The organism is Pantoea sp. USHLN298 (assembly GCF_037149395.1).
GTDB classification, from domain to species: Bacteria; Pseudomonadota; Gammaproteobacteria; order Enterobacterales; family Enterobacteriaceae; genus Pantoea; species Pantoea astica.
This window is the reverse complement of record NZ_JBBCRO010000003.1, coordinates 400,227-425,153: the sequence shown is the minus strand read 5'-3', so window position 1 is coordinate 425,153 and position 24,927 is coordinate 400,227. Positions and strand designations below refer to the sequence as shown.

The following is a 24,927-nucleotide window of genomic DNA, read 5'->3' as shown; positions in this document are numbered from 1 at the left end:
GCGCAGGCGGCGGGCACGCATTGAGGATTCACCGCCAGATGCTAGAATGTGCCCACTATTTCGCGTCTAACCTGTTTTTTGTCATCCAGACAGAGAACCCGCGCATTTAAGGCAATACTCAATGAAAATCAAAACTCGCTTCGCGCCCAGCCCTACCGGCTATTTACATGTGGGCGGCGCTCGTACCGCACTTTACTCCTGGCTCTTCGCCCGCCACAACCAGGGCGAGTTTGTGCTGCGTATTGAAGATACCGATCTGGAGCGCTCCACACCGGAAGCCATTGAAGCCATCATGGATGGCATGAACTGGCTGAGCCTCGACTGGAACGAAGGCCCGTATTACCAGACCAAACGCTTCGATCGCTACAACGCGGTGATTGATGAGATGCTGGCAGCGGGCACCGCGTATAAATGCTACTGCTCGAAAGAGCGCCTCGAAGCCCTGCGTGAACAGCAGATGGCAGATGGCGAAAAACCGCGTTATGACGGCCGCTGCCGTGACAGTCACGAGCATCACGCCGCCGATGAGCCGTGCGTGGTGCGTTTCCGCAACCCGCAAGAGGGTTCGGTGATTTTTGACGACCAGATCCGCGGTCCGATTGAATTCAGCAACCAGGAGCTGGATGATCTGATCATCCGCCGCACCGACGGTTCACCGACCTATAACTTCTGCGTGGTGGTGGATGACTGGGATATGGGAATTACCCACGTTATCCGTGGCGAAGACCATATCAATAACACCCCGCGTCAAATCAACATCCTGAAAGCGATTGGCGCGCAGGTGCCGGTTTATGCACACGTATCGATGATCCTCGGTGATGACGGCAAGAAGCTCTCCAAACGTCATGGCGCCGTTGGCGTGATGCAGTACCGCGATGATGGTTACCTGCCGGAAGCGCTGCTGAACTACCTGGTCCGCCTCGGCTGGTCCCACGGCGATCAGGAGATCTTCAGCGTTGCCGAGATGACCGAGCTGTTTACGCTGGATGCGGTCAGCAAATCGGCCAGTGCCTTTAATACAGAAAAACTGCAGTGGCTGAATCACCATTACATTAATGCGCTGCCGCCAGAATATGTCGCGACCCATCTGCAGTGGCATATTGAAGAACAAAAAATTGATACCCGCACCGGTCCGGAACTGGCGAAGCTGGTTGGCCTGCTGGGTGAACGTTGCAAAACGCTGAAAGAGATGGCCGCTTCCTGCCGCTATTTCTACGAAGATTTTGCAGAGTTTGACGCCGATGCCGCGAAAAAACATCTGCGTCCGGTAGCGCGTCAGCCGCTGGAAGTGGTGCGTGACAAGCTGGCAGCCATCAGCGACTGGACAGCCGAAAACGTTCATCAGGCGATTCAGAGCACCGCAGATGAGCTGGAAGTCGGGATGGGGAAAGTAGGTATGCCGCTGCGTGTGGCGGTAACGGGAGCGGGTCAGTCACCCGGTCTGGATGTCACCGTTGAAGCGATTGGTCGGAACCGCAGCGTCGCGCGTATTGAGCAGGCGCTGGCTTTCATCAGTGAGCGTGAAGCGCAGGCCTAAACAAACCAGCCGGAAGCAGTCTGCTTCCGGTTTCTTTTACTCTTCACTGATATCCAGCCGCTGCAGTATCCCTTTTATTCCAATCCGTAGGATGAGTGCTGAAAGCTTTTGCTGTTCAGCCGGACTCATTTGCTGGAGGGTACGCAGTAATAGTGTTGTTGAATCGGCCGGGACATGATATCTGGCGACTGGCTCATGCAGATTCCGCGTCGACTGAATGAACTTTTCCACGCGTTCATCAATATGAATGAGTCGCGCTTTGCCGCCCTGAACCCCAGGCCTGAGCTGGGTGGTCCAGTTTTCGCGCTTAATCCACTTGTTCACTGTCTGTCGGCTGACGCCTGTCTCCATGGCGAGCTCGGCAGGTGTGAGCCATTCCTTTTTCACATCACTTTCCCTGATAATGATCTTTTACTCTTCGCTAATCCCCAGCCGCAGCAAAACACCCTTGATCCCTTCACGTAATATTAATGCGGTGAACTGATCCTGCTCTGCCTGACTCATTTGCTGGACGGAACTTATTAATAACGCAGGCAATGATTGAGGCGCTGTACCATAGGTTGCTGAGGGTTCGTTCAGATTGCGCGTTGACTGGATGAAATTTTTTACACGCTCATCAATATGGATCAGGCGAGCCTTACCGCCTTGTACACCGGGCTTCGGCGTGGTGGTCCAGTTTTCCCGCTTGATCCATTTGTTCACCGTTTGCCGACTGTAACCCGTTTCCGCCGCCAGCTCTTCGGGAGTGAGCCATTCCTTTTTCACGATGCTGTCCCTGTTAAATACATTAGCAGTACATATTACAGCAAAACGTAACGGGTGAAAGTAACTGAAGGTGAAATTGCCTTTTGCCACTCGACAAAAGGCAAGCGTTGATTTATTGCACGCTGCTGGCCGGTTCAACCGCCGGACGGAACGCGAGGAAGTAGGCCAGACCGACGAAAACTGCACCGCCGACGCCATTACCTAAAAACACCGCCACGAAGTTGGGGAAATATTCTGCCCAGCTCATCTGGCCGGCGAAGATGGCGGCCGGAATGATAAACATATTCGCGACAACGTGCTGAAAGCCGATGGCAACAAAGGCCATCACCGGGAACCACATGCCAAAGATTTTCCCGACCACATCTTTACTGGCGAATGCCAGCCAGACCGCCAGACAGACCAGCCAGTTACAGCCGATGCCCGATATAAAGGCGTGCAGGAAGTCGGCGTGGACTTTTGCTGACGCGATCGCCACCGTCTTCTTCAGGTAATCTCCTTCGGTCATGCCCAGCATGTGACCAAAGAACCAGGCCACAGCCACGCTGCCGAGGAAGTTGGCCAGCGTCACCCAAAACCAGTTACGCGCCACGCTGAAAAACGAAATACGACGGGCAAACCAGGCAACCGGTAAGGTCATCATATTGCCGGTCAGCAGCTCGCCGCCGGCCAGTACTGTCAGAATCAAACCGACCGGGAAGACCGCTGCGCCCAGCAGGCCGCCGAATGAACCCCAGTCAGCAGGCAGAGAGTTAATTACATGCAGATCCAGCAGGAAGCCGGTAGCAATAAAGGCACCCGCCATAAAGCCGAGGATCAGAAGGATGCTGACAGGCGCACGGCTTTTAGCCACGCCGGCCTGGATCGCCAGTTGTGCGATTTCTTTTGGTGTATGCAGCGACATATTATCTCTATAGTTTTTTTTGATTAATGGGACGGTAAACGCCTGGTGGACGCGCGGCTGGCGGGAGAGGGTCCCGGTGGCCGCTTAATTAGCGCGCTAAGTTTTGCATGGGGAAAAGCTGAAGACAAGAAAATTCCTATAACATATTTAACCCTGATTTAACCTGGCGGCCGTCTGAATAACATAAAAAAAGCGATCAGAGCCGACAGGTCACGTTTGGGCCGTTGCCATGCTGCTGAAACCGCTAAGGTTGCCGCCTTTTTCAGCGATCAGACACAGAATGTGATTTTGCCGTTGACACCCTGGAGGGGGTTTCATATTATGCCGTCCGTCGCTTAACGCGACAGTTTTTCGGTTCGGGGCTATAGCTCAGCTGGGAGAGCGCCTGCATGGCATGCAGGAGGTCAGCGGTTCGATCCCGCTTAGCTCCACCAAACTTCTTCCCAAAAGTTTGGCACTGAAAAACGATTCCAGATGTGGGGGTATAGCTCAGCTGGGAGAGCGCTTGCATGGCATGCAAGAGGTCAGCGGTTCGATCCCGCTTATCTCCACCATTTTTCTGACACGTCGCTGTCAACATTTCCGAATCTGACTTTTCGCTTAACGGCGTAATCTTTCCCTGTCTGACATTCTTCCGCTGGATTTTTTGCTGCAGGCTAAACCTCGCGGATCAGGCGCATGGCCTGTGCGTAGCCTCGCGCTACCTTCCGGTATGCTCATCCGTTGCTTCAGAGGACGTTCAGCACAGAGCTTCCCGCACGGCGTCAGCCCAGATTTACGAGTCGCAGAAAAGGTTGCAGGATGAGAAAAGAAGAAGCAGAAAAGCAGAGGGAAGAGAAGGGCGAGACGGGCTCGCCCTTTTGGATCAGAACGCCAGCACCAGACCGGCAATCGCGGCAGAAAGCACGCTGACCAGCGTCGAGCCGTACAGCAGTTTCAGACCAAAGCGGGAAACCACATTACCTTGCTCTTCGTTCAGGCCTTTGATCGCGCCCGCGACGATGCCGATAGAGGAGAAGTTAGCGAACGACACCAGGAACACCGACAGGATGCCTTCGGCGTGCGGTGAGAGCTGACCGGCGATTTTCTGCAGATCCATCATCGCCACGAACTCATTCGACACCAGCTTGGTCGCCATAATACTGCCAACCTGCAACGCTTCACCTGCCGGCACGCCCATCACCCAGGCAAACGGATAGAAGACATAGCCCAGCACGCCCTGGAAGGTGATACCGAAGATCACGTCAAACAGCGCATTCAGACCCGAAATCAGCGCGATAAAACCGATCAGCATCGCGGCCACAATGATGGCAACGCGGAAACCGGCCAGAATGTATTCGCCCAGCATTTCAAAGAAGCTCTGACCTTTATGCAGATCCTGCAGTTGCAGATCTTCTTCACTGTCGACGCGGTAAGGGTTGATCAGTGACAGCACAATAAAGGTACTGAACATGTTCAGTACCAGCGCCGCGACCACATATTTAGGCTGCAGCATGGTCATGTAAGCGCCGACAATCGACATAGAGACGGTCGACATCGCGGTGGCTGCCATGGTGTACATCCGGCGCTGTGACATCTGGCCGAGGATATCTTTATAGGCGATGAAGTTTTCTGACTGTCCCAGTATCAGAGAACTCACGGCGTTAAAGGACTCCAGTTTGCCCATGCCGTTGACTTTCGACAGCACGGTACCGATGCCACGGATCACCCACGGCAGGATGCGGAAGTGCTGCAGAATACCGATCAGCGCAGAGATAAAGACGATTGGGCACAGCACGTTAAGGAAGAAGAAGGCCAGGCCTTTATCATTCATGTTGCCGAAGACAAAGTTGGTTCCTTCCGCCGCATATTTCAGCAGATGGTCGAACACACCGGCAAAGCCTTTGACGAATCCCAGTCCCGCTTCTGAGTTCAGGAAGAACCAGGCGAGCACAATTTCAATCACCAGAAGCTGTATAATGTAGCGAATGCGAATACTTTTACGATCGTGGCTGACCAGTAACGCCAGCACACCGACCACCACCAGTGCTAAAAGAAACTGCAAAATATGGGACATGGTTGCTCCAAATTTGAGGAGGGTTGTATTTTGCTGCGTATTCTATGTAACGCGTTACTTAAAAACGAGATCTGAACCACAATATAAGTATTCGCTATCACCTTATCTTGCAGAAAACTCTTAGCGATCACGTCTCGTTTACAAAACCTTCACAGTAGATAACCACAAATTTATTGTCTATATTTTGCACCGGGCGTAGAGTGACATCGTTGCTCACATTTTTAGCACTCACTTCCTTTACTGTAAGATATAGCAATGGCTATACTTTATAGCAGCATCTATTTCACCAATAACTAAAACCGAATTTCACTTGCTCTTGCTTCCTCCTAAGCTTGCCGGGGTAGGCAAATGTTCAGACAGGGTACCAGATATGTTTGAAAGTCGTACCGCCGAGCGCGCCGCTCGCGGAGTAAGAAAAGTCAAACTCGCACTGTTGGGACCCGCGTTTATTGCCGCTATCGGCTATATCGATCCGGGCAACTTTGCGACCAATATTCAGGCTGGTGCGGCGTACGGCTATAAACTGCTGTGGGTGGTGGTATGGGCCAACATCATGGCGATGCTGATCCAGCTGATGTCCGCCAAACTGGGCATCGCCACCGGTAAAAACCTCGCTGAACATATTCGTGACCGCTTTCCCCGGCCGGCGGTCTGGTTCTACTGGGTGCAGGCGGAAATTATCGCCATGGCAACCGATCTGGCGGAATTTATCGGCGCGGCACTGGGGTTCAAGCTGCTGCTGGGCATCTCATTAATGCAGGGCGCGGTGCTGACCGGTATCGCCACCTTCCTGATCCTGATGTTGCAGAGTCGCGGGCAGAAGCCGCTGGAACTGGTGATTGGCGGGCTGCTGCTGTTTGTCGCCGCCGCCTATATCGTTGAGCTGTTCTTCTCACAGCCAAAAGTGAGCGAACTGGTGATCGGTATGGCGCTGCCGTCGTTACCGACTTCCGATGCGGTGTTCCTTGCGGCTGGCGTGCTGGGCGCAACCATCATGCCGCACGTCATCTATCTGCACTCTGCGCTGACGCAGGGGAAAAGCAGTGACAGCAAAGGACAGCGTTACTCATCGACCAAACTGGACGTGGCGATTGCCATGACCATTGCCGGATTCGTTAACCTGGCGATGATGGCTACCGCGGCGGCCGCTTTCCACTTTAGCGGCCACAGTAAAATCGCCGAACTCGACCAGGCTTATCTGACGCTACAGCCGTTACTGGGTGAGGCCGCGGCGATCGTGTTTGGCCTCAGCTTGGTGGCCGCCGGTTTATCCTCTACGGTGGTGGGAACGCTGGCGGGACAGGTAGTGATGCAGGGCTTTATTCGTTTCCATATTCCGCTCTGGGTGCGCCGCACGGTGACCATGCTGCCCTCCTTTATTGTTATCTGGGCGGGCTGGGACCCCACGCGCATTCTGGTGATGAGTCAGGTGCTGCTCAGCTTTGGTATTGCGCTGGCATTAATTCCGCTGCTGGCGTTCACCGGCAACCGCGAACTGATGGGCGATGAGATGGTTAACTCGCGTCTGATGCAGCTGACCGGCTGGGTGATTGTCGCGCTGGTGATTACGCTGAACATCTATCTGCTGGTGGGCCAGGCGCTGGGGCTGTAGCGGTGTCAGGCAAACAAAAACGCCCGGTTATGCCGGGCGTTTTGCATTAATTCGGACTGCTTAATGATGGTCACGGCCACGGTGATCGTGATGATCATGGCGGTCATGATGATCGCGGCGATACTGATGGTCCCAGCGGCGATCCCGGTCACGCTGATGCCAGCGACGTTCACGCTCCCACTCCTGATGACGACGCCACTCTTCATGACGCCACCAGCGGCGGTCATTCCATGAGTAACGGTCGTTCCACCAGCGCGGTTCACGCCAGCGGCCGCCATCCCAGTAATAACCACGGCGATCGCGATCGCCGAGATGTAAGGTCACACCGGGGGCCAGAGTAATAGAGGCGCTGGAAGCCTGTGCCGTGTGCATTGCCAGCGGTGACAGCATGGTCAGCAAGGCGGCAAACAAAAGAGCTCTTTTCATTTTTATCTCCTCATCAACAGTCTGATGCTGTTGCGGCGCAGCGATGATGCCTGCGTATTGCTGTTGTTACCGCTTCATTGTGTCGGAAGATTGTGAGGAAATTGGGGAGAAAAGGGGGATTGAGACAATTCTGGCGCAGAAAAGCCCGGCCTGCGCCGGGCGAATAACATTAAAGCAGAGCTGACTCAATCGCGGCTAATTCCGCCTCATCAAACTGACGATTGGCGAGCATGGTTACCGCATCATCAATCTGGGCGGTTTTACTGGCTCCAATCAACACCGAGGTCACCCGCTCATCGCGCAATACCCAGGCCAGCGCCATCTGCGCCAGCTTCTGACCACGCTGCAGGGCAATCTCGTTCAGCTTGCGGACTTTTTCCATCTTCTCATCGGTCAGCTGATTCTCGCTGAGGAATTTACTGCCGCTTGCCACCCGCGAATCTTCGGGAATGCCCTGCAGGTAGCGATCGGTCAGCACACCGCCCGCCAGTGGTGAAAACGCGATGCAGCCGACGCCCGCTTCACCCAGCGTCTGAATCAGACCCTGCTCCGGCGTGCGTTCGAACATCGAATAGCGCGGCTGGTGGATCAGGCATGGCGTACCGAGATCGCGCAGAATGGCAATCGCCTCTGCGGCGCGATCGGCCGGATAGTTCGAGATGGCGGCGTATAACGCTTTGCCCTGTCGCACCACCTGATCCAGCGCGCGCATGGTCTCTTCCAGCGGCGTTTCCGGGTCCGGGCGATGATGATAAAAAATATCGACGTACTCCAGCCCCATGCGTTTCAGGCTCTGGTCGAGGCTGGAAATCAGGTATTTACGCGATCCCCAGTCACCATAGGGACCGTCCCACATGGTATAGCCCGCTTTGGTCGAGATAATCAGCTCGTCGCGATGGGCGCGAAAATCTTCCCGCAGAATGCGGCCAAAATTCTCTTCCGCAGAACCCGGCGGTGGACCGTAGTTATTGGCTAAGTCAAAGTGAGTGATGCCGTGATCAAAGGCATGACGCAGCAATGTGCGGCTGTTGTCTACCCGGGTGCTGTCGCCGAAGTTATGCCACAGCCCAAGTGAGATAGCGGGAAGTTTAATGCCACTGCGGCCGCTACGGCGGTATTCCATCTGCTGATATCGGTCGGGACGAGGGAAAAACGACATTCAACGCTCCTGGGTCAAAAACGGGGATTTGTGCCAAAAGGATAGCAGTGTATACGGTTACACTCAGTGACAACGCGCCGCAGATCGCATAATTACAGAGTAATCCGCCACCGTAACGGCGGCTTGCCAGGCGTTGTGGCTGGCCTTGTCGCGACTTTTCTCGCCAATTTTGCAGCTTGTCAGATACTTAACCGGACTCTCCCTGAAAAGGAATGCGCTATGTCCGTTTTTACTGTTGGTGATTACCTGCTGGCTCGTCTGCAGGAGATTGGCGTGCAGCATCTGTTTGGCGTGCCGGGTGACTACAATCTGCAATTTCTGGATCGGGTCATCGATCATCCGGTTATCCACTGGGTAGGTTGTGCTAATGAGCTCAACGCCGCCTACGCCGCAGACGGTTATGCCCGTTGCCGCGGCGCAGCGGCACTGCTGACGACCTTTGGCGTGGGTGAACTGAGTGCCATCAACGGCATTGCCGGCAGTTACGCCGAACATCTGCCGGTGATCCATATTGTTGGCGCGCCCGCGACCCGGGCGCAGCAGCAGGGCGATTGTGTGCACCATTCGCTGGGTGACGGTGACTTCCGTCATTTTATCCGAATGGCGGAAGAGGTGAGTGCCGCAACGGCCCTGTTGACGGCGGAAAATGCCACGACAGAGATCGATCGGGTGATTGTCAGCGCGCTTCAGATGCGCCAGCCCGGCTATCTGTCGCTGGCGGTGGACGTGGCGGCCTGCGAGGCTGAGCCGCCAACGCAGCCATTAAACCTGACTAACGCCTCATCAGATTCGGCGCGGAAGGCCTTCCGGCAGGCCGCAGAGCAGTTGCTGGCACCGGCACAGCGGGTTTCGTTACTGGCGGACTTTCTGGCGTTGCGCTGGCAGCAGCAGTCAGCGCTGGCCGCACTGCGACAGCAGCGCGCCATCCCCTGCGCCAGCTTACTGATGGGAAAAGGCGTGCTGGATGAGCAGCAGCCAGGCTTTGTCGGCACCTATGCGGGCGAGGGCAGCGCGGGTCAGGTTCGGCAACAGATTGAGCAGGTTGATGTGACGATCTGTGTTGGCGTGCGCTTTACCGACACCATCACCGCTGGCTTTACCCAGCAGTTTGCCGCTGAGCAACTGATCGATCTGCAGCCGCACAGTGCCAGCGTCGGCGGGAAAACGTTTTCACCGCTATCAATGGCCGACGCGCTCAGCGAACTGAATGGCCTGTTCGCGCGTTATGGTCAGCAGTGGCAGACCGGACCGGAAGCGCCCGCCGCCGCGCCGGTTGAGGAGGCGGCAATCATCAGCCAGCAGGCTTTCTGGCAGAAGATGCAGGATTTTCTGCAGCCGGGCGATGTGATTCTGGCTGAACAGGGCACGGCGGCGTTTGGTGCTGCCGCGTTGCGTTTGCCAACGCAGGCACAGTTACTGGTTCAGCCATTATGGGGATCAATCGGCTATACTCTACCGGCAGCGTTTGGCGCGCAGACCGCCGATCCCGATCGTCGGGTGATCCTGATTATCGGCGACGGTTCGGCCCAGCTGACCATTCAGGAATTAGGCTCAATGCTGCGCGACCAGCAGCATCCCATCATTTTTCTGCTGAATAATGAAGGATATACCGTTGAGCGAGCCATTCATGGCGCAACACAACGTTACAATGATATCGCCCAGTGGAACTGGACGGCGCTGCCGCAAGCCCTTAGCCTGCACGGCCAGGCACAGAGCTGGCGGATCAGTGAAACGGTCCAGTTACAGGAGGTGATGGCGCGGCTGGCACGACCACAATATCTCACGCTGGTTGAGGTGGTGATGCAGAAAGAGGATTTACCGCCGCTGCTGAGAAAAGTGACCGCCTGCCTGAATCAACGTAACGGCGGATAGATTCAGATAGTTGCCGCTGTGCAGGTCAGGCTATCGCGGTTAGGCTGTAGCGCACCTGAGTAAGACGCTCACCAATCGCACCGGTGAGCGTTGTTGTTTTATGGGCAGGATTTTATAGTGTCCTCCAACTCTTTAAGACCCCAAGCGGAGCAACAGAAGAATGACAACCTATGCCTTGGTCGGCGATGTCGGCGGCACCAACGCCCGTCTCGCCCTGTGTGAGGTGGAAAGCGGCAGCATCTCCCAGGCCAAAACATTCTCAACATCAGAGTACGACAGCCTCGAAGCCGTCATCCGCCATTATCTTGATGAACAACAGCAGGATGTTAAAGATGGTTGTATTGCCATCGCCTGCCCGATTACCGATGACTGGGTTGAAATGACCAACCACGACTGGGCATTTTCGACGCGCCAGCTGAAAGAGAACATCGGTTTTGAACACCTGGAAATCATTAACGACTTCACTGCGGTATCCATGGCGATCCCGATGCTGACTGCCGAAAACGTGATTCAGTTCGGTGGCGGTGAGGCAGTGAAAGATAAGCCTATCGCTATCTATGGCGCCGGTACCGGCCTTGGCGTCAGCCATCTGGTTCATGTCGACAAGCGCTGGGTGAGCCTGCCGGGCGAAGGCGGTCATGTCGATTTCGCCGCCAACAGCGAAGAAGAAGACCAGATCCTGGAAGTGCTGCGTGAAGAACTGGGCCATGTTTCAGCGGAACGCGTGCTCTCGGGTGCCGGCCTGGTTAACCTCTATCGCGCTATCGTTAAAGTCGACAATCGCGTACCGGAAAACCTGAAGCCGAAAGATGTCAGTGAACGTGCGCTGGATTATAGCTGCACCGACTGTCGTCGCGCGCTCTCGCTGTTCTGCGTCATCATGGGACGCTTCGGCGGCAACCTGGCGCTGAATCTCGGCACCTTTGGCGGCGTCTATATCGCCGGCGGTATCGTGCCGCGCTTCCTTGAGTTCTTTAAAGCGTCAGGTTTCCGGGCGGCGTTTGAAGACAAAGGCCGTTTCCGTGACTACGTTGCCAGCATTCCGGTTTACATGATCACCCACGATCAGCCGGGTCTGCTGGGTGCCGGTGCGCACCTGCGTCAGACGCTGGGCCGCGAACTCTGATCTGCCGTTAGTCCGCGATACCGCTTTCCGACCTGGCCTGCCGGGTCGGGAAGTGCGCTAACGCCATTCCCCTGTTACAACCGCATTAACTGACGAAACAGCTTCACTTTGCTGCGGCTGACCGGTACCTGAAACTCCAGGTCACGCAGCTTCAGCAGATAGGTGTTGTTAAACCACGGCTCGATCTCGCGAATTTTATTCAGGTTTACGCAGTAAGAGCGGTGGCAGCGGAAAAACTGCTGCTCCGGCAGACGTGAACAGAACTCGGTAATATTCATCGACATCACATAGGATTCGCGCCGGGTATAAACAAACGTCAGCTTCTCATGTGCTTCCACATAGTAAATATCATTCACGTCGGTGACGATAATGCGCTCATCTTTCAGCAGGTTCACCGTCTGCGGCACGGCGGCAACGGCGGCATTGCTGACCGCCTGCTGAGTCTGCCCGGCAGCTTCAAGTTTATTAAGCATGGTGACAATGCGTGACTCATGATAGGGCTTGAGGATGTAGTCGAACGCTTCCAGCTCAAACGCCTCGACCGCATGTTCTTTCCAGGCGGTGATAAACACAATCAACGGCTTGTGGGCAAACTGACTGATATTCTGCGCCAGCAGCATCCCGTCAAGCGACGGAATATTGATATCGAGAAAAATCACGTCGACCCGATGCTGCTGCAGATACTTCAGCACGTCGAGACCGTCATCAAAGCAGGCTTCGATCCGGATTTTGCTGTGCTGCTGGATCATCCAGCTCAACTCCTGCTGGGCTAAAAACTCGTCTTCGACAATGATCGCTTTCATAACAGATTCTCCGCCAGCCGCTGGCCGTTTTTACTCAGCATAAAGGCGATTTCGGTACCGGGCTGATGCCGTACGATAGACAATCCCTGACCCGATAACAGCTTGACCCGATGATGAACATTCAACAGGCCGATTTTATTGCCGGGCATCTCATTACGGGCCACCCGTGCCATCACCTCATCGCTGATTCCCTGGCCGGTATCGCGTACCGCGATCCGCACCCGATCGCCCAGGTCCCGAACGCTCAGCGTCACCACGCCTTTACCTTTACAGGGCTGGATGCCGTGCACGATAGCATTCTCCACCAGCGGCTGAATCAGCAGGCTGGGCAGCAGGAAATGCAGATCTTCATCAACGTCATAAATCATCGTCAGCTTGTCGCCAAAGCGTGCCTGTTCAATGGCGATATAATCCTTCACCTGCCACAGCTCTTTACGGATGTCGATCAGCTCATCGTCATTCAGTTCGAGGTTATAGCGCAGATAGCGCGACAGATTGATCACCAGCTGGCGGGCGGTATCGGGATTAAGGCGGATGGAAGAGGAGATAGCGTTCAGGGCATTAAACAGAAAATGAGGATTTATTTTACTTTGCAGAGCGCGCAGTTCCGCTTTATTGGCCATCTCACGCAGCTGCTCAGCGCGTGAAACTTCAAGCTGGGTTGAGATAATCTGTGAAAGCCCAATCGCCATCTCCTTCAGCGAACCGGTTATACGGTGGGCCCGGCGGTAATAAATTTTCAGCGTGCCGGTCACTTTGCCTTTTTCCCACAGCGGGATAACGATCATGGAGTGAATATCTTTGGTGCGGTACGCTTCGTCATTGTTTCTGATGATGATTTTACCGCTGGCGATCGCCTGAGCGGTGGTCGGGCTGATGTCTTCATCCCCCTGCTGATAGTTCTGCTCACCGTAGCCCACATAGGCCAGAATCTGTTTTTTGTTGGTCATCGCCACCGCGTCAGCGTTGATATCGCGGCGGATAATGTCACAGATATTGCGCAGCGACTCGCTGTTAACCTGACGAAACAACGGCAGGGTTTTATTGGCGATCTCCAGCGCCAGCTTGGCCTGGCGGGCAGCGATGGCCTCTTTTTCGCCCTCAACGCTCTGCACCAGCAGCACAATCAGGCCAATGCTGGAAGCGCCGAGAATCATCGGCAGCGCAATCTCCGACACGATAGCCAGCCCGAGTGAGGTCGGGCGCGCCCAGAGGATAATCAGCAGCATGGTCAGGCTCTCGCACAGCATCCCGCCGAGGATACCGACTCGCCAGCGCTGCTCTTTCACCACTCGCCGGTTAATCCCGCCCGCCACAAAACCGGCAATGATGCTGGTGATCAGACAGGGCACTGAGGTTACGCCGTGGATATCAATTAAAAAGCGGTGCAGGCCGGCAATCACGCCGGTCGCGATACCGACCCACGGCCCAAACAGAATGCCGCCCGCCATCACGGCGATCACCCGCACATTCAGCAGCGAGCCATCGACATCCACCCCGGACCAGGTACTGAATAAGGCAAACAGCGAAAAGATGACGGTGACGACCGCCTTTTCATAGCCGGTGTGTTCATCTTTTTGCAGCAGCTGGCGAAACAGCCGGGTGCGCGTCAGGAAGAACAGGCAGATCAGCATCAGTGCAGCGCGGTCAAATACGGCCAGTAACATCGTAAAGTGGGAGGACACAGGCGACTCATCGGCAAAGGAAAGTGAACCTATGATAAAAAATGTGATCGTGATGCGCTAGCATCCCGGTTCGCCGCCATGCCGGAAGATGTTTCAGATCAACTCTGGCAGGCGAATCGCAAAAAGCGGAAAGCCTGAGTGCTATAAAGGGGAACAGTTTTTCCGCCTGACCGCACTGGTCGCGGCCAGGGCGTTTTGCTATGTTGCGCGATGAAGCGAGGCAGAGATTGTCGATACATCGCGCCCATCGGGAGCAGAAAATGCAATTAGTCACCGCCAGATTAACCCTGAGTAAACTCCAGCCAGAGGACTGGCAACTGTTCCGCGCCGTCCATCAGGACCGCGACACCATGACCTGGGTCAGCGAAATTCCTGACGAAGCGGATATCCGGCAGCGCTTTAATGAGCGGCTGGCCCCCTGGCAGGCCAGTAGTTTTCACATGCTCTGTCTGGTGGCCCGCCGCAATGACAGCGGCGAGCCGATTGGCCTGTTTGGCTGCAGCCCGGAGTGGGAGCCCTATCGTCAGGCGGAGGTGGGCTACATGCTGCTGCATCGCCACTGCGGTCAGGGTTTTGGCAGCGAGGCGCTGGCGGCGCTGTGTCAGTTCTTATTTGAGGCCGATTTCCATAAGCTCAAAGCGATGGTGATTGAAGGCAACCAGGCGTCACGGCGCATTCTGGAAAAAAATGGCTTTCAGCTTGAAGGGACGCTACGGGATAATTATCTGCTGAACGGCTGCTGGGTAAACGATTGGCTGCTGGGACGGCTGAATCCGCAAAAATAAAAATATTTTCCGCCACCCTCGACAACGTTGTGATTGTCACGTTATGTTCTTGAGAGGTCACCGCAGTGACCAGCGTCGCTCGGACGGTCCGGGCGCTAACGTACTCCAGAGGACATCATGGCTGATAACAGCACACCCCGTCGTTTCTCACGTATCGAACGTCTCCCCCCTTACGTTTTCAACATCACCGCTGAACTGAAGATGGCTGCGCGTCGGCGCGGCGAAGATATCATCGACTTTTCAATGGGAAATCCGGATGGGGCCACGCCGCCGCACATCGTTGAGAAGTTGTGCCAGGTCGCACAGCGTGACGATACCCACGGCTATTCGACTTCGCGCGGCATTCCTCGCCTGCGCCGGGCGATTTCACGCTGGTACGCCGAGCGTTATCAGGTGGAGATCGATCCGGAATCAGAGGCGATTGTCACCATCGGCTCAAAAGAGGGGCTGGCGCACCTGATGCTGGCGACGCTGGATCACGGTGATACCGTGCTGGTGCCGAATCCCAGCTATCCGATCCACATTTACGGTGCCGTGATTGCTGGCGCGCAGGTCCGTTCGGTACCGCTGGTGGCGGGTGTCGACTTCTTTAATGAGCTGGAACGCGCCATCCGCGAAAGCTATCCCAAGCCGAAAATGATGATCCTCGGCTTTCCCTCTAACCCGACCGCGCAGTGCGTAGAGCTGGACTTCTTTGAACGCGTCATTGCGCTGGCGAAGCAGTACAACGTGCTGGTTATCCACGATCTGGCCTATGCCGACATCGTTTACGATGGCTGGAAAGCGCCGTCGATTATGCAGGTGCCCGGGGCGCGTGACGTCGCGGTTGAATTCTTTACCCTGTCAAAAAGCTACAACATGGCGGGCTGGCGCATTGGTTTTATGGTCGGTAATAAAGAGCTGGTCGCTGCGCTGGCCCGGATCAAGAGTTACCACGATTACGGTACCTTCACCCCGTTGCAGGTAGCGGCGATCGCCGCACTGGAAGGCGATCAGCAGTGCGTACGCGATATCGCTGAGCAGTATAAACGCCGCCGTGATGTGCTGGTCAAAGGGCTGCATGAAGCGGGCTGGATGGTCGACAATCCCAAAGCCTCAATGTACGTCTGGGCGAAAATCCCTGACCATTACGCTCATCTGGGATCGCTGGAGTTTGCCAAACATATGCTGCAGGAAGCCAAAGTGTGCGTCTCGCCCGGTATCGGATTCGGTGACTACGGCGATACGCATGTACGCTTTGCGCTGATTGAAAACGGTGACCGGATTCGTCAGGCGGTGCGGGGGATTAAAGCGATGTTCCGTGCCGATGGCGTGTTGCCGGGCAGCGTAAAAAATCTGGAAGAAGAGATCTGACAGCCAACTGGGGCGACAAAGCTGTCGCCCCCTGGCGGCACTGTCACGCCATTACTTCAGCAGCAGAACAAAGGTTCCGAACCAAAGCAACGCGAAAAAAGATATTCCCATCAAGGCATATTTCACAAAGCAACTCCTCTGAGCGGTTACGATGATGGCGATCCCAGGCCAGTGCAACGCGAACAGATGTGGAAAAAAGATCGCCGCCTGGACTAACGGTCTGCTTTTTTCCGGGTCGATCTGAATAATTCAGAACAGGATCGAGCGCTAATTTACGCGTAATCCCGCCTAAATGAAATAGGTCCGTTCTGAGATATTCCTCACAAATTTACTGCACTTCGATTTCCGGGATCGCCGACATGCCTACACGCAATTGCGCCAGATGTGGTTGGTCACTTTCCAGCACAATTTTCACCGGCAGACGCTGAACGACTTTAGTGTAGTTGCCTGTTGCGTTATCGGGGGCGATCGCCGAAAAAGTTGCGCCAGTGGCGGGAGCGATGCTGTCCACGTGACCGGTAAAGGTCTCGCCGGGTAAAGCGTCGATATGGATACGCACCCGCTGTCCTGGCCGCACGTCGCTGAGCTGCGTCTCAAGAAAGTTAGCGGTGATATAGGTCTGCTGCAGCGGCACCACGGCCAGCAGACGCGTCCCGGCTGAGACGTAGGCGCCGGTACGCACCGAACGCTGACCCACCATGCCGTCAACGGGCGCAGTGATGCGCGTGTAGGAGAGATTCAGCACGGCCTGATCGACACTGGCTTTCGCCGCCGCCACATCAGCTTCCGCTGAGCGCACCGCCGCCTGCAATACGCCAACCTGTTTCATTGCCGATGCCAGCGCTGCCTGACTCTGGCGAACGGCCGCCAGTGCCGAGCGCTGGGTAGAGCTCGCTTTCTGCTGATCGTCAGCGGCCACGGTGCCGCTTTTATACAGGCGATTGTAACGATCGGCGCTCTGGCCAGCGTACTGCGCCGACGCCTGGCTGGCGGCCACGCTGGCTTTTTGCTGCTCAATCACCGACTGCTGCTGCTCCAGTTGCGCCTGGCTGCTCAGCAGTTTCGCCTCGCTAACCTGCAGATCGGCTCTGGCGCTCTCCAGCGCCACGCGATAGTCACGATCGTCGAGCGTGGCCAGCAGTTCACCCGCTTTAACCTGCTGATTATCAGCGACCCGCACGCTGTTGATATAGCCTGACACCTTCGGTGCAACCAGCGTGTAATCGGCATTGACGTACGCATCGTCGGTACGGTGATCGTTAGGGGTCATCAGCGACCAGACGAACCAGGCGATAGCCAGTAACACCAGCAGCAGCAGACTCAGCAGCACCGTTTTTCTCATTATTAAAGCACGCATATTCAGTTATTCCGGGATGGGGGTTGGATCAGCGTCTGGGGCGGCCAGACACGTTTAGGCAGGATGGCCGTCAGTAAAAGCAGGCACGCAGCAAAGCCGGTCAGCATCAGCCAGCTATCACTCAGGCTCAATACAGTCGCCTGATGCTTAACCAGCGTGGCGAAACCGCTGATGTTTTCGCTGGCGCTGATGCTGCCATCCGGCAACAGCGGCTGACTGCTGCTGGCCTCACTGCTGACGGTCGCGGTCATCAGCCACGGACGACTGGCCGCCTGATTAATTAAAATGCTGGAGTGGAACTGCTCGCGGTGGCTGAGAAACACTTCCACCAGCGTCGAGGCGGCAATGCTGGAGAAGCCGCGCACGGTGTTAAACATCGCCGAGGCGAACGGGCCTTCGGGTGGCGCAACCACGCTGGTGGCGCTCATCAGTATCGGTAAGATCACCATCGGCTGTCCAAACGCCTGCAGAATCTGCAGCAGCCAGAAGTTTTGTCGCGCCCAGTCGCTGGTGACCTGCATCCCCAGCAGACAGGAAGTCACCAGCAGGCCAGCACCGGCCGCCAGCATCCAGCGGCAGTCGATCCAGCGGATGTTCAGCAACGCCGCAATCAGCGGCGCAATCAACAGCTGCGGCAGGCCAACCGTCAGCGCCAGCGGCGCAAATTGCAGGGTACGGAATCCTTCAACCTGCGCAAAATAGGCGGAAGGCAGCGCCGAGCCTGACAGTGAAAGCGTCAGGACGCAGGCCAGCGCCAGTAATCCGTGCGTCAGATTGTGGCGTTTCAGCATCTGCAACTTAAACAGCGGCAGCGGATGGAACCACTCATTGATCAGGAACACCAGCAGCAGCGGCAGCGCGGCCAGCAGCATTCCGGCGATCAGCGGCGAGTTAAGCCAGTCGAGGCGTTCGCCCTGGGTCAGCACCAGAATCAGTAAAGCGATGGCGCTGCAGCCGGTCACCATGCCGAACAGATCGATCTGCTGAAAGCGTTCGGTGCGCAGCGGGTCCTGCGGCAGCCCCCAGCCCGTCAGCAGCATGGCGATTAGCATCCCGGGCACGATCTGCCAGAACACCATCATCCAGCTGACGTGATCGGTCCACAGCGACGCCAGTGAGGCGGCCATGTTCGGCCCAAAAGTGGCGGTCAGCGCATAGCCGGCAAGGCCAAACAGCTTGAACGGCGGCGGCAAAAAGCGCAGGGCGACGGTCATCAGCATCGGCGGCAGGGCACCACCAAACAGTCCCTGCAGTACCCGCAGCGCGATAAACAGGGTTGGATCTGGCACCAGCGGCAGCGCTATACCGGTCAGCATAAAGCCCGCTGAAACGCCAAGCGTAAAGCGCCGTAGCGATAGCGTGACGGCAAACCACGGCGCGATCATCATCGCCGCCACTTCCGCCGCCTGATAACCGGAGATAATCCAGCTACCCTGATCGTAGCTGATGCCGGTCGCGGCGCGGATGTCAGCCAGCGCAAGATCGCTGACGCGATCGTTCAGTCCGGAAGTCAGTGCGGCAATCAATACGCCGACTAATCCCAGCGCCAGACGCAGCGTAAAGGGGTGAGGTGCCGGCACGGTGGCTGGCTTAGCATTCATAGCAGGTTGTCTCGTTATTTTTTTGATGCAGTGTATTGCGATGTGATACAGGCTGCAATATTACATCCCGGTATGGTGTATTGCAATGTGGTACAGGCTGTAAAAAGTGCGGCGATCGCGCTACATTAAGGCAGCTTAAAAAGGACGACGCTATGGCACATCAACCCTCCAGCCGTGAGGATGAAAAAACGGGCGGTATTCAGGTCATCGCCCGTGCGGCAAAAATTCTGAATGCGCTGGGCGAACAGCCGGGCGGCATGAGCCTGGGTGAGATTGCTCAGGCGGTCGATCTGCCACGCTCTACCGTGCAGCGGATTGTTGCCGCGCTCGACAGTGCAGAACTGGTCCGCAGCAGCGGTGCGGGCGGACTGCGGCTGGGACCGGCATTGCTGAAGCTGATCTCCAGCGTGCATACCGATGTGGTCGATCTGGTCCGGCCGCTGCTGGAAAAACTCTCTGCCGATACCAATGAAACCGTCTCGCTGGCGCGCGCCAGCGGTACCCAGCTGGCTATCGTTCACTGCGTGGTGGCTTCGCGTGAACTGCGCGTGGTACCGCACATGGGCCTTAATCTGCCGCTTTACAGCACCTCCGGCGGACGGGCGCTGCTGGCATTAGAGTGCGATAAAGATGTGCGGGTGATTGTCGGCGAAGCCTGGCGGGAATTAACCGAGATGACGGTGAAAACCCTGCCGCAACTGCTGCAATTGATCAATGAAGTCCGTGAAACCGGCATCGCCGTGGATCGCGGGGAAACGCTGGAAGGCATCTCAACCATGGCGTTTGCTCTTGATACGCTGTTTGGCCGCTTCTCTGTCTCTTTGCTGGTGCCCTCTGCACGCTTTCACCGACACGAAGCGCGTTATCGTGATGAAATGCTGAAGTGTAAAGAGGCGCTGGTACGTGAAATTGGCAAAATCGCCGCTGTAGAAGGATAAGCATTCGATGAAAACCTTATTAATGGCCATTGATCATTCGCCGGTTGCGGAAAAAGTGGTTGCCCTGACGATTGAAGAAGCTCTGGCACACCGCGCCGAAGTGGTGGTGCTGTGTTGCGTCGATCCGGCTTACTCCTCCTGTAATCAACCGATGGAAATTGATGCCGGTGAAGATCCGGCCGATTTTGTTGCGGCGCAGGATGAGCAGAATACCGCCGAACTGGTGGTGCGCCACGCGCTGGCACCGTTACTGCGGGCCGGCATTAATGCGCGCGGTATGATCCTGGCCGGCGAAGCGGCGGATACCATCGTTGCGCAGTCGCTTCAGCTCAAGGCCAGCATGATCATTATGGGCCGCCGTCATCTCTCTTCTTTTAACCGACTGTTAAAAGGATCGGTCAGTGCCTCGGTGATTGAGCGTGCTCACTGCCCGGTGCTGATTGATGTGCGTAAGGATTAATGCCGTAGCATGACCTCTCTGTCTGTTATAACGCTGGCCGCCTTTGCGCTGCTGGCGCTGATTATTATTGTGCTGATTAAAACCACCCGACTGCGCCTGTGGCAGGGACTGATTATTTTTCTGCTGCCGCTGATCGTGGCGAATCTGCTGTGGTTTAGCTGGGTTGCGCCGCAGCAGGAGCAGACCCGGCAGCGCGAGCAGGCGATCGGTTACCTGGCGCAGATGCCCGGTTACCGGGTATTGCAGAGTCAGGAACCGGCGCTGTGGCAGCTACTGACCCAGGAACTGACGCGTCGGATTCGCGCCGGCGAACCGGTTGAACAGGCCACCGGAGAACTGCGCGGCTGGCTTATTGATGTGGTGAATCAGCGGCTGATGCGGGGAACGGATGCGGCGGTGGTGAACTACATACGCGTGTCGGTGGAGGAGATGCAGGCGCTCAATGCGCAGGACGCCGGTCTGTGCTTCCGGTTTCTCTATCCGCAGGTCAACGGCGGCGTTAATTTAGTGAAAACGCTCACGCCGTCGCTTAACCAGAAAGAGGCCGAGGCGATGGAGCAGTTGTTGCTCAATAGTACGCCTCCACCGCAGCCGGTGGACAGCGCGCTGGCGCAACGCGATCTGAAACAGGTGGTCGCACAGCTTTATCAGCGCTGGGGCGATAAGCTGCAACAGCTGAACGTGCCAGCCGACACCGCGGTGGATCGTTCATCGATGTGTGCCATGTCAATCGATCTCTACAGCGCTATTCTCGCATTACCTGACAAGCGCGCGGCCAACCTGTTACGTAAAATGATTGCTGTTTCCGGTTAGCGACGGGCATAAAAAAGCCCGCTTAGCGCGGGCCGAAAGGTCAGGATGATTTTATTGTTCTGGCTTTTACCTGGTGTGGTACAGACTTCGTTTTGTCTGAAGGCATCTTGTCATACCCTTTCTGATAGTGATAGCCGTTTAATCGTATCGCATTAATCGGCTAAAACTTATCAAGTTTCCGTTTTTCGCGCATTAATCCTATGGATGCGCGACATGCTGCGTCATACACTGCGCAGCAATGTGAGGATAAATAAATGAAAAAACAGATTATTGGCGCGCTGGCGCTGATTTTGCTAAGCGGATGTACCGCCAGCAAACCCGGGGCATTTGAACGTATCGACGAAGATCCCAGCTCAAATACTGTCCAGTACCGCTTTGACCCAATGAAAGTCGATCGCGATGCGCTGGATATTGATCTGGCAAATTACTGCAATAAGAAAGGATTCGATAAGGTAGAAGCATTGCCGGCACAGGACAGCCATATTCCGGGGCTGAAAAAAGCCTGGTTCCAGTGTAATTATGCGGTTAAAAGCTAAATAAAATGGGCGGGATAATTATCCCGCCCTGAATGTTTCTCTTTCTTTTATTATGCTGTGTGACGTCTTTGCCCGTTAGCGGTGATGATGTCCGCCATGATACCCACCGTGATAGCCTCCATGATAGCCGCCGCCACCTCCGCGGTGCCAGCCATTGTCGTGCCGTGGTTCGATAATGCAGCCGCTTAATAACGTCATCAGCGCCACTACCGAAACGACTTTAATTAATCTTTTCATAGGAAAGCTCTCCTCTTTTCCAATGACTACGACGTTACGCTGGAAAAGTGGAGTGAAGATGCAGGATTTGTAGAGTTATTTAGGAAGATATTACCGGATATTTCATTTTGCTGAAATTTATAGCGAGGAAGCAGAAGAAAATAAGAAAGGGATGAATAGCGATTATTCTTAGCGAGAATTGTCTTAAAAGCAAGCGAAAATAATTCTCATTTAAAATGAATTATAGCTACATTATTAGCAGGACTTTTCATCGGGAGAGAAACATGGCGTATGAGGTAAAAAATGTACTGAAATTGCAGGCTGAGCTGGGCGAATGCCCGCTCTGGTCAACCGAGGAGCAGGTGCTGTGGTGCGTCGATATTCTGGCACCGGCGATTCACCGTTTTGATCCCGCCAGCGGCGAACTGCAAACCTTTCCTCAGCCAGAAGAGGTGGGTTGCATTGGTCTGCGCGAGCAGGGCGGGCTGATTGCGGCCTTGCGCAGCGGCGTCTGGCTGCTGGACGCGCAGGGCAAACCAGAAAAAAAGGTAGCGGATAATCCAGGTGAAGCCGCACGCAGCCGTTTTAATGATGGCCGTGTCGATCCCTGGGGTAACTTCTGGTGTGGCAGCCTGTGGGAACCACAGGATAAAAATGGCGGGCTGTTATGCCGGGTTACGCCTGAGCTGAAGCTGGACGTCAAAGCGCGGGATATCAAAATCTCCAACGGCGTGGCGTTCTCTCCCGATCGACGCTGGATGTACCACAGCGACACGCCCAACGAAGTGCTCTATCGCTATCCGCTGGACAGCCAGGGTGAACCGGGTGAACGCAGTGTTTTCCGTCGCTTTGACGCGGCTGGTGGCTTACCGGATGGCGCGGCGGTGGACAGTGAGGGATATTACTGGTCAGCGCAGTTTGATGGCGGGCGCGTCGTGCGTATCGATCCGCAGAGCGGCGAAATAGTCGACGAGATCCTGCTGCCGGTGAAGTGGCCTACCATGGTGGCCTTTGGCGGGGCCGATCTGAAAACGCTGTTTATCACCAGTTCGCGTGAAGATCGCACCGAAGAAGAGCTGGCGCGCTACCCTGAGTCAGGGGATATTTTTGCGGTTGAGGTCGACGTGGCGGGTATTGCAGAGCCGCGTTTCCGCGGTTGAGCAAAGGGCCGCGTTATCGCGGCCCCGGAAGATTAATGGCGTTGCAACACCGGCTTACCGGCCACCGGCTGATTCGGCAAACGGATGGTCAGTGACAGCAACAGGGAGATCACCAGCAGGGTCATAATCAGACTGAAGGTGACGGTAAAGCCGCCAAATAAGGAAGCCACCAGTGAACCCATCACGCTACCGATACCAAAGCCGAGATAGAGCAGCCCGTAATTTTTAGTCAGGTTGTTAAGGCCGAAGAAGTCACTGACCAGTGAAGGGAACACGGTGATGGTACCGCCGAAGCTGAAGGCGATGCAGGCTAACGACAGGAAGAAAGTGGTTTCATTCATATGGGTAAACAGCAGCACGCTCATTCCCGCCAGTGAAACAACCTGCGCCAGCGAAATCACCCGAATACGCATCATCTTATCCGAGAGCACGCCCAGCACCAGACGGCCGCTAAGGTTAGCAATGGCAATAACCGTCACCGCGTTGGCGGCAGTCTGGGTGGAGAGATGCACCAGACCTTCGCCGATATCCTTGGCGACACCAATCACATATAAACCGCTCATGCAGGCCGTCAGAAACATCAGCGCCAGCATCCAGTATTGTGGCAGACGTACTGATTGGGCCAGCGTGTAATCGCGCGCCTGCTGCTGGCTGGTGCTGGCTGCGCTTTGCAGTGGCGCATCACGCATCAGCAGCGCGCCCAGCACGATCATCGACATGGCCAGCAGACCCCAGATGATAAACGTCTGTTCCAGACCAAACCGGCTAAGCAGCGCGCCGCAGATAAATTTAAAGCCCAGGCTACCAAGGCCGTAAGCCCCAATCGCACAGGCCGAGATCATCCCTTTACGCTCCGGGAACCACTTCACGCAGTTTGAGAGTGTCATCAGGTATCCGGCACCATCTGCCAGACCCACCAACAAACCCGCGCTGAAATAGAGCATCATCAGGTTATCGGCATGGGCGGTCAGCCAGAAGCCTGAAGCCATCAGCAGGCCTGCGCCGATAGTCACACGGCGAACGCCAAACCGTTCCTGCAGTTTTCCCGCCAGCGACGAGGCAATTGCCAGCCCTAAACTTAACAGGCCAAACGAGAAGGCGACCTGACTGATCGACGCATCCAGTTTTTGCGACAGCTGGCCGTTGAATAAACTCCATGTGTAGACCGAACCCAGCGCAAACTGAGTAATGACCGTTCCGATCAGTGTGAGCCAGCGGGTACGCTGGTAAGTAGCCTGTTGAGTCTGGTTCATTTTGTCTCTCCCGTCCGGGAATCCGGAAATTACGCTCAGAATAGGGCAGCCTTACGCGTGCGTGATGGGTAACGGCATGAACGGAAGCGGGGACGGCATGAAATGCCACTAACCGGGTATGAACGGCAGCGGGAGGAAGTAACCAAAGCGGCAGCTTAATGATTAAGCGTAATTAGCCGTAAGATAATGTTTCAGGCAGGCGATTTCACCAGCAACTTTGCAGATTTTTTGCCAGGCTAAGGGTTCACTTATCAGGAGGAAATATGAAAGACCGGACATATGAATCCATTACCAGTGAGGATGAGGTTTGCTGCATTATCGGTCAGGCAGTGATTGAACTGAGTGCAGAACAACAGCCTGTGACCAAATCGACGCTTGCGCTTAAATTATTGTCGATGGCCGATCGTGATAGTGACGATGAGCGTGTTCTGCTCTACTGGATTGCCCGTAAGGCAATTAATCAACCACAAAAACTTATTCAACAGCAGCAGCAATGGGCATGATGCTCATCCG

The 24,927-nt window shown here is 55.5% G+C and carries 25 protein-coding genes and 2 tRNA genes; 14 read left to right on the top strand and 13 right to left on the bottom strand.

From position 1 onward, the window contains the following. Positions 1–121 precede the first annotated feature (121 nt). Positions 122–1,537 (top strand): glutamate--tRNA ligase, encoded by a 1,416-nt coding sequence (gene gltX / locus WFK59_RS09865; RefSeq protein WP_336755700.1) that lies wholly within the window; start codon positions 122–124, stop codon positions 1,535–1,537. Positions 1,538–1,573: 36 nt separating this feature from the next. Here the strand turns inward: gltX and WFK59_RS09860 are convergent, their stop codons facing one another. From WFK59_RS09860 to WFK59_RS09850, 3 genes are all read right to left on the bottom strand, one after another. Next, entirely contained in the window at positions 1,574–1,924 is a 351-nt protein-coding gene (locus WFK59_RS09860; RefSeq protein WP_336755699.1) for a YfeC-like transcriptional regulator, read from the bottom strand. Positions 1,925–1,948: 24 nt separating this feature from the next. Continuing rightward, entirely contained in the window at positions 1,949–2,302 is a 354-nt protein-coding gene (locus WFK59_RS09855; RefSeq protein WP_233987457.1) for a YfeC-like transcriptional regulator, read from the bottom strand. Positions 2,303–2,414: 112 nt separating this feature from the next. Beyond that, positions 2,415–3,203: a formate/nitrite transporter family protein gene (locus tag WFK59_RS09850; RefSeq protein ID WP_233987458.1), complete on the bottom strand. Its 789-nt coding sequence runs from the start codon at positions 3,201–3,203 to the stop codon at positions 2,415–2,417. Positions 3,204–3,561: 358 nt separating this feature from the next. Here WFK59_RS09850 and WFK59_RS09845 point away from each other — a divergent pair. Further along, positions 3,562–3,637 (top strand) — tRNA-Ala (locus tag WFK59_RS09845). Positions 3,638–3,681: 44 nt separating this feature from the next. Next, positions 3,682–3,757: transfer RNA gene (locus WFK59_RS09840), tRNA-Ala, on the top strand. A gap of 311 nt (positions 3,758–4,068) precedes the next feature. On the opposite strand, the gene WFK59_RS09835 is transcribed toward WFK59_RS09840, so the two are convergent. Beyond that, complete coding sequence (locus WFK59_RS09835; protein WP_336755698.1) at positions 4,069–5,259, bottom strand: NupC/NupG family nucleoside CNT transporter; 1,191 nt, start codon at positions 5,257–5,259, stop codon at positions 4,069–4,071. 370 nt (positions 5,260–5,629) lie between these two features. Here WFK59_RS09835 and WFK59_RS09830 point away from each other — a divergent pair, with 370 nt between their 5' ends. Further along, positions 5,630–6,871 (top strand): Nramp family divalent metal transporter, encoded by a 1,242-nt coding sequence (locus WFK59_RS09830; protein WP_089561698.1) that lies wholly within the window; start codon positions 5,630–5,632, stop codon positions 6,869–6,871. Positions 6,872–6,931: 60 nt separating this feature from the next. On the opposite strand, the gene WFK59_RS09825 is transcribed toward WFK59_RS09830, so the two are convergent. Both WFK59_RS09825 and mgrA read right to left on the bottom strand, forming a co-directional pair. After that, positions 6,932–7,297, bottom strand: a complete 366-nt coding sequence (locus WFK59_RS09825; RefSeq protein WP_233987460.1) for a DUF2502 domain-containing protein — start codon at positions 7,295–7,297, stop codon at positions 6,932–6,934. Positions 7,298–7,466: 169 nt separating this feature from the next. Continuing rightward, positions 7,467–8,456 carry an L-glyceraldehyde 3-phosphate reductase gene (mgrA, locus tag WFK59_RS09820; RefSeq protein WP_336755697.1) on the bottom strand — a complete coding sequence of 330 codons (990 nt, stop codon included), beginning with the start codon at positions 8,454–8,456 and terminating at the stop codon, positions 7,467–7,469. A gap of 219 nt (positions 8,457–8,675) precedes the next feature. Here mgrA and ipdC point away from each other — a divergent pair, with 219 nt between their 5' ends. Continuing rightward, positions 8,676–10,328, top strand: a complete 1,653-nt coding sequence (ipdC, locus tag WFK59_RS09815) for an indolepyruvate decarboxylase (protein ID WP_336755696.1) — start codon at positions 8,676–8,678, stop codon at positions 10,326–10,328. A 160-nt stretch (positions 10,329–10,488) separates the two neighbouring features. Further along, positions 10,489–11,454, top strand: a complete 966-nt coding sequence (gene glk / locus WFK59_RS09810; RefSeq protein WP_336755695.1) for a glucokinase — start codon at positions 10,489–10,491, stop codon at positions 11,452–11,454. Positions 11,455–11,528: 74 nt separating this feature from the next. Here the strand turns inward: glk and WFK59_RS09805 are convergent, their stop codons facing one another. Then, entirely contained in the window at positions 11,529–12,257 is a 729-nt protein-coding gene (locus WFK59_RS09805; protein ID WP_233987464.1) for a LytR/AlgR family response regulator transcription factor, read from the bottom strand. Continuing rightward, positions 12,254–13,924 carry a sensor histidine kinase gene (locus WFK59_RS09800; RefSeq protein WP_293003178.1) on the bottom strand — a complete coding sequence of 557 codons (1,671 nt, stop codon included), beginning with the start codon at positions 13,922–13,924 and terminating at the stop codon, positions 12,254–12,256. The genes WFK59_RS09805 and WFK59_RS09800 overlap by 4 nt, the downstream gene beginning before the upstream one ends. A 278-nt stretch (positions 13,925–14,202) precedes the next feature. Between WFK59_RS09800 and WFK59_RS09795 the strand changes: the two genes are divergently transcribed. After that, positions 14,203–14,727: a GNAT family N-acetyltransferase gene (locus WFK59_RS09795; protein ID WP_336755694.1), complete on the top strand. Its 525-nt coding sequence runs from the start codon at positions 14,203–14,205 to the stop codon at positions 14,725–14,727. A 117-nt stretch (positions 14,728–14,844) separates the two neighbouring features. Then, positions 14,845–16,080 carry an alanine transaminase gene (gene alaC, locus WFK59_RS09790; protein ID WP_233987467.1) on the top strand — a complete coding sequence of 412 codons (1,236 nt, stop codon included), beginning with the start codon at positions 14,845–14,847 and terminating at the stop codon, positions 16,078–16,080. A 51-nt stretch (positions 16,081–16,131) separates the two neighbouring features. Here the strand turns inward: alaC and ypdK are convergent, their stop codons facing one another. The 3 genes from ypdK to WFK59_RS09775 form a co-directional block, all read right to left on the bottom strand. Beyond that, positions 16,132–16,206, bottom strand: coding sequence for a membrane protein YpdK (ypdK, locus tag WFK59_RS09785; protein ID WP_099257831.1), 75 nt, complete (start codon positions 16,204–16,206; stop codon positions 16,132–16,134). A gap of 202 nt (positions 16,207–16,408) precedes the next feature. After that, positions 16,409–17,437 (bottom strand): HlyD family secretion protein, encoded by a 1,029-nt coding sequence (locus WFK59_RS09780; RefSeq protein ID WP_336755693.1) that lies wholly within the window; start codon positions 17,435–17,437, stop codon positions 16,409–16,411. 2 nt (positions 17,438–17,439) lie between these two features. Then, positions 17,440–19,038 carry an MFS transporter gene (locus tag WFK59_RS09775; RefSeq protein ID WP_233987469.1) on the bottom strand — a complete coding sequence of 533 codons (1,599 nt, stop codon included), beginning with the start codon at positions 19,036–19,038 and terminating at the stop codon, positions 17,440–17,442. 152 nt (positions 19,039–19,190) lie between these two features. Here WFK59_RS09775 and WFK59_RS09770 point away from each other — a divergent pair, with 152 nt between their 5' ends. The 4 genes from WFK59_RS09770 (at position 19,191) to WFK59_RS09755 (ending at position 21,785) form a co-directional block, all read left to right on the top strand. Beyond that, positions 19,191–19,976: an IclR family transcriptional regulator gene (locus tag WFK59_RS09770; protein ID WP_233987470.1), complete on the top strand. Its 786-nt coding sequence runs from the start codon at positions 19,191–19,193 to the stop codon at positions 19,974–19,976. A gap of 7 nt (positions 19,977–19,983) precedes the next feature. Beyond that, positions 19,984–20,436, top strand: a complete 453-nt coding sequence (locus tag WFK59_RS09765) for a universal stress protein (protein WP_233987471.1) — start codon at positions 19,984–19,986, stop codon at positions 20,434–20,436. 9 nt (positions 20,437–20,445) lie between these two features. Further along, the gene (locus WFK59_RS09760) at positions 20,446–21,249 is read left to right on the top strand and encodes a hypothetical protein (protein ID WP_336755692.1); all 804 of its coding nucleotides are present in this window, start codon (positions 20,446–20,448) and stop codon (positions 21,247–21,249) included. 254 nt (positions 21,250–21,503) lie between these two features. Then, the gene (locus WFK59_RS09755) at positions 21,504–21,785 is read left to right on the top strand and encodes a hypothetical protein (protein WP_233987473.1); all 282 of its coding nucleotides are present in this window, start codon (positions 21,504–21,506) and stop codon (positions 21,783–21,785) included. A 75-nt stretch (positions 21,786–21,860) separates the two neighbouring features. Here the strand turns inward: WFK59_RS09755 and WFK59_RS09750 are convergent, their stop codons facing one another. Next, positions 21,861–22,022 (bottom strand): hypothetical protein, encoded by a 162-nt coding sequence (locus WFK59_RS09750; RefSeq protein ID WP_233987474.1) that lies wholly within the window; start codon positions 22,020–22,022, stop codon positions 21,861–21,863. Between the two features lie 263 nt (positions 22,023–22,285). Here WFK59_RS09750 and WFK59_RS09745 point away from each other — a divergent pair, with 263 nt between their 5' ends. Next, positions 22,286–23,161: an SMP-30/gluconolactonase/LRE family protein gene (locus WFK59_RS09745; RefSeq protein WP_336755691.1), complete on the top strand. Its 876-nt coding sequence runs from the start codon at positions 22,286–22,288 to the stop codon at positions 23,159–23,161. A gap of 32 nt (positions 23,162–23,193) precedes the next feature. On the opposite strand, the gene WFK59_RS09740 is transcribed toward WFK59_RS09745, so the two are convergent. After that, complete coding sequence (locus WFK59_RS09740) at positions 23,194–24,414, bottom strand: L-lactate MFS transporter (protein ID WP_233987476.1); 1,221 nt, start codon at positions 24,412–24,414, stop codon at positions 23,194–23,196. Positions 24,415–24,677: 263 nt separating this feature from the next. On the opposite strand from WFK59_RS09740, the gene WFK59_RS09735 reads away from it, so the two are divergent. Then, positions 24,678–24,917, top strand: a complete 240-nt coding sequence (locus tag WFK59_RS09735; RefSeq protein WP_233987477.1) for a hypothetical protein — start codon at positions 24,678–24,680, stop codon at positions 24,915–24,917. Positions 24,918–24,927: the final 10 nt, after the last annotated feature.

Bases quoted from the DNA above. Each gene is read 5' to 3' on its own strand.
- WFK59_RS09760 (WP_336755692.1), top strand. From the start codon at position 20,446: ATGACCTCTCTGTCTGTTATAACGCTGGCCGCCTTTGCGCTGCTGGCG.
- WFK59_RS09735 (WP_233987477.1), top strand. From the start codon at position 24,678: ATGAAAGACCGGACATATGAATCCATTACCAGTGAGGATGAGGTTTGC.
- WFK59_RS09745 (WP_336755691.1), top strand. From the start codon at position 22,286: ATGGCGTATGAGGTAAAAAATGTACTGAAATTGCAGGCTGAGCTGGGC.
- gltX (WP_336755700.1), top strand. From the start codon at position 122: ATGAAAATCAAAACTCGCTTCGCGCCCAGCCCTACCGGCTATTTACAT.
- WFK59_RS09830 (WP_089561698.1), top strand. From the start codon at position 5,630: ATGTTTGAAAGTCGTACCGCCGAGCGCGCCGCTCGCGGAGTAAGAAAA.
- WFK59_RS09825 (WP_233987460.1), bottom strand. From the start codon at position 7,297: ATGAAAAGAGCTCTTTTGTTTGCCGCCTTGCTGACCATGCTGTCACCG.
- WFK59_RS09740 (WP_233987476.1), bottom strand. From the start codon at position 24,414: ATGAACCAGACTCAACAGGCTACTTACCAGCGTACCCGCTGGCTCACA.
- WFK59_RS09800 (WP_293003178.1), bottom strand. From the start codon at position 13,924: ATGTTACTGGCCGTATTTGACCGCGCTGCACTGATGCTGATCTGCCTG.
- WFK59_RS09750 (WP_233987474.1), bottom strand. From the start codon at position 22,022: ATGAAAAGATTAATTAAAGTCGTTTCGGTAGTGGCGCTGATGACGTTA.
- WFK59_RS09795 (WP_336755694.1), top strand. From the start codon at position 14,203: ATGCAATTAGTCACCGCCAGATTAACCCTGAGTAAACTCCAGCCAGAG.
- WFK59_RS09850 (WP_233987458.1), bottom strand. From the start codon at position 3,203: ATGTCGCTGCATACACCAAAAGAAATCGCACAACTGGCGATCCAGGCC.
- WFK59_RS09765 (WP_233987471.1), top strand. From the start codon at position 19,984: ATGAAAACCTTATTAATGGCCATTGATCATTCGCCGGTTGCGGAAAAA.
- ipdC (WP_336755696.1), top strand. From the start codon at position 8,676: ATGTCCGTTTTTACTGTTGGTGATTACCTGCTGGCTCGTCTGCAGGAG.
- WFK59_RS09780 (WP_336755693.1), bottom strand. From the start codon at position 17,437: ATGCGTGCTTTAATAATGAGAAAAACGGTGCTGCTGAGTCTGCTGCTG.
- WFK59_RS09770 (WP_233987470.1), top strand. From the start codon at position 19,191: ATGGCACATCAACCCTCCAGCCGTGAGGATGAAAAAACGGGCGGTATT.
- WFK59_RS09835 (WP_336755698.1), bottom strand. From the start codon at position 5,259: ATGTCCCATATTTTGCAGTTTCTTTTAGCACTGGTGGTGGTCGGTGTG.
- WFK59_RS09805 (WP_233987464.1), bottom strand. From the start codon at position 12,257: ATGAAAGCGATCATTGTCGAAGACGAGTTTTTAGCCCAGCAGGAGTTG.
- WFK59_RS09775 (WP_233987469.1), bottom strand. From the start codon at position 19,038: ATGAATGCTAAGCCAGCCACCGTGCCGGCACCTCACCCCTTTACGCTG.
- alaC (WP_233987467.1), top strand. From the start codon at position 14,845: ATGGCTGATAACAGCACACCCCGTCGTTTCTCACGTATCGAACGTCTC.
- WFK59_RS09755 (WP_233987473.1), top strand. From the start codon at position 21,504: ATGAAAAAACAGATTATTGGCGCGCTGGCGCTGATTTTGCTAAGCGGA.
- glk (WP_336755695.1), top strand. From the start codon at position 10,489: ATGACAACCTATGCCTTGGTCGGCGATGTCGGCGGCACCAACGCCCGT.
- mgrA (WP_336755697.1), bottom strand. From the start codon at position 8,456: ATGTCGTTTTTCCCTCGTCCCGACCGATATCAGCAGATGGAATACCGC.